Origin of the sequence: Mesorhizobium sp. M2A.F.Ca.ET.067.02.1.1 (assembly GCF_004023285.1) — a bacterium.
Classification (GTDB): Bacteria; Pseudomonadota; Alphaproteobacteria; order Rhizobiales; family Rhizobiaceae; genus Mesorhizobium.
In genome coordinates, this window is record NZ_RZSB01000698.1 from 1 (window position 1) to 3,194 (window position 3,194).

The 3,194-nt window shown below is 63.3% G+C and carries 3 protein-coding genes and 1 tRNA gene; 2 read left to right on the top strand and 2 right to left on the bottom strand.

Features of this window, described 5'->3' with window-relative positions; all coding sequences use genetic code 11:
- Positions 1 to 1,398, bottom strand: a 1,398-nt coding sequence (locus EOA28_RS30220; protein WP_148670944.1) for an amidohydrolase family protein, incomplete at its 3' end; no start/stop codon positions are given.
- Positions 1,399 to 1,557: 159 nt separating this feature from the next.
- Here EOA28_RS30220 and EOA28_RS30225 point away from each other — a divergent pair.
- A complete protein-coding gene (locus EOA28_RS30225) occupies positions 1,558 to 2,214 on the top strand; it encodes an outer membrane protein (RefSeq protein ID WP_042644416.1) in 657 nt (218 codons plus the stop codon).
- Positions 2,215 to 2,477: 263 nt separating this feature from the next.
- Here EOA28_RS30225 and EOA28_RS30230 read toward each other — a convergent pair whose 3' ends face one another.
- Positions 2,478 to 2,702, bottom strand: coding sequence for a hypothetical protein (locus EOA28_RS30230; RefSeq protein WP_128315595.1), 225 nt, complete (start codon positions 2,700 to 2,702; stop codon positions 2,478 to 2,480).
- A gap of 189 nt (positions 2,703 to 2,891) precedes the next feature.
- Here EOA28_RS30230 and EOA28_RS30235 point away from each other — a divergent pair.
- A tRNA-Leu gene (locus EOA28_RS30235) sits at positions 2,892 to 2,977 on the top strand.
- The last annotated feature ends 217 nt before the right edge of the window (positions 2,978 to 3,194 follow it).

Genomic DNA, 3,194 nt, shown 5'->3' on the forward strand with positions numbered 1-3,194 from the left:
GCCGCGATGGCGCTCGACCAGGGCGATCTGGCAGATGTCGTTGCGCCGATCCATGGCGACCAACCCGTCCTCGACCGGCAGGTCTGCCTCTAGCGCCCGCGTCGGCGCCTGGTTCTCGATCACGCCGATGACCCGCGCCCGCACCTCGTTGGCGCCCTGCGGCGCCGCAATGTCGAAATCCTTCGCCGCGAGCTTCTTGCCGAGCTTGACCGTGTTCTTCGCCGATTGCGGATAATCATAGGCGGGGATGTCGATCTCGAGCTTGCCGGCCTTCGCCAGCCTGACGCCGCGGCCATAGACCTCGTCGATGGTCATCCGGGCAAGGTCCGAAACGATCAGAAGATCGGCCAGTCGCCCCGGCGCGATCGAGCCGATCTCGCGCTCCAGCCTGAAATGCTGCGCGGTGTTGAGCGTCGCCATCTGGATCGCCGTCACCGGCTTCAGGCCCTGTTGGATGGCATGCCGTACCACCCGGTCCATATGGCCTTCGTGCACGAGCGTGCCGGAATGGCTGTCATCGGTGCACAGGATGAAGTTGCGCGGGTCGATGCCGCCTTCGGTCACCGCCTTGATCTGCGCCGCGACGTCGTACCAGGCCGATCCCAGCCGCAGCATCGCCTTCATGCCCTGGCGCACGCGCGCGATCGCGTCCTCGGCGCGCGTGCCTTCATGGTCGTCCTCGGCCCCGCCCGCGACATAGCCATGGAACGGCAGGCCGAGATCGGGCGATGCATAATGGCCGCCGACCGTCTTGCCGGCCTTGACCGTCTCGGCAATCTCGCCCGACATCACCGGATTGTTGGCGGCGACGCCGGGGAAATTCATCACCTCGCCAAGCCCGATGATGTTGTCCCATGTCATGGCCTCGGCCACGTCGGCCACCGTCAATTCGGCGCCGGCATGCTCCAGTCCCGGCGCCGACGGCACGCAGGACGGCATCTGCACATGCACATTGATCGGCATCGCCACCGCCTCGTCATGCATCAGCCTGACTCCCGGTAGTCCGAGCACATTGGCGATCTCGTGCGGATCGATGAACATCGAGGTGGTGCCATGCGGGATCACCGCGCGGCAGAACTCCGTCACCGTCACCATGCCGCTTTCGACATGCATATGCGCATCGCAAAGGCCGGGCACCAGATAGCGCCCGCCGGCATCGACGACCTTGGTCCCCGGCCCGATGGCATGGCTGGCATTCGGCCCACAATAGGCGAAGCGGCCGGCGGCGATCGCGATGTCCGTGCCGGGGATGATCTCGCCCGAATGGACATTCACCCAGCGCCCGTTGCGGATGACCAGATCCGCGGGCTTTCGGCCCATCGCGACATCGACCAGATGTGTCGCCACCTCCGTCCACGGCTTGGTTTTTACGGCGCTTGTCGGCTTGGCGTTCGTCATTGGCGAGTTCCTCTGCATGAGGCACTTTGGCAAATGTCGGTGCCTGGAGCCAGAGCATCAGGTCGCAAACCACTGTTGCAGAGATGCAATTCCGTTCAGCGGCGAAAGGGGCTAGTCTTTCCCAGGGAGTCTTTCGGAACCGCCATTTCGGAGTGCTCGATGCGTCGACTGACGCTCGCCAGTGCCGGCTTTCTTGCCCTGCTGTCCGGGTCTGCCTGGGCGGCGGATCTGGGCGCTGATCTGCCGATGACCGCGCCTGGCTTCGACTGGACCGGCTATTATGCCGGCATGCAGGCCGGCTACGGCTGGGGCCGGTCCGACATCACCGTCGACGGCGGTTCGGTCAAGCCCGACATCGACGGCGGTTTCGTCGGCGGCCATGTCGCGGGCCTTTGGCAGTTCGACCAGGCAGTGATCGGCGCCGAGGCCGACCTCAACTACGCCTCGATCGACGGCACCGCCGATGCCGCCCCGGCAAACACCTTCGGCACCGACGTCAAATGGTTCGGATCGGTCGATGCCAAGGCAGGCTACGCCATGGATCGCCTGCTGATCTATGGCATTGGCGGCGTCGCGTTCGCCGGCATCGAAACCTCGCAGACGGCAGGCACAAGCTTTGCCCGGACCCGTACCAGCACCGGCTGGACGCTCGGCGCCGGCGTCGACTATGCCTTGACCAACAATGTCGTCGTCGGCGCGCAATACCGCTACTACGATTTCGGCAAGGAGCATTTCGACGCTTCAGATACTTTCACCGAGCGCGACCAGGACGTGAAGCTGCAGACGCTGGGCGTGAATTTCAGCTATAAATTCTGAGGCTTGCCGCTGTGGCGGCAGTGCTGAGGCGCCATCCTGTATTGTCTCTTGGAAATCAGGTGGCCGGCGCCCGCAGGGGGCGGGGGAATGGGTAGGGGCCTGGTAGACGCCGGCCTCGGCGGATCGAACCGCCTTGTGGGCTAACCTAACGGCATCCCCGCAAACCGTAATTCCGCGATCGCGCCACTTCCCAATGCGCCCCTGCTCGGCAAGCGCAGGACCAATAATGGTTAAGCCTCGACGCAAGGTTGCAATCGGACCGATCAGGACCCGTCCGAAGCGATCTTTCCGGCCGGCATGGCTGCGAGGCATTCTTCCAATCGCTGGAGCCGGGCCTTCTGCCAGCGCAGCGTATGCGCGACGTCGTGCAGGTTGCATTTGGCTTTCGAATTGGCGGCTTTGATCAGATCGCGCTCGAGCCGATCGATCTCGCAGCGCAGCTGCCGCGCCTCCTCCCGTAGCCCCCGGATCCAGCCTGGCCCACGCATGGTTCCACCATCAAAGCCGGCTCGATGCTGGCACAGAAAGGCTAACGAAACCGGTTTGGCGGACTTTGCATTTTACATATCGCTAATATTAAATTCGGACATCCATCGCATGCTGGCTGGCTGTGTAAAATCAGTCGGTCCGAAACATCGCTTGACGGCTCAAATCAGGCATCTGAAAAGGGCACGCCTGCGGACGTGGCGGAATTGGTAGACGCAAGGGACTTAAAATCCCTCGATCTCTGATCGTACGGGTTCGATTCCCGTCGTCCGCACCACCCTTTGCTCTTCGAGCTTGGGGTGGCGGGCCACACTCTTCGCTCGAACTTCGGGTGGCGGCCCGCGAGCCGGGCAAGGGTTACGCGATCGAAAGCTTTTCCGTGCATCAAATGGTCGAGGCGCGTGGGGAAGAGCTTGGGATGTCGACGATCAAGGCGATTTTTCGCCACACCCCTGCCCCGGTCGTATTCGTCTGGCTGGCGCTCAGTACGGTTC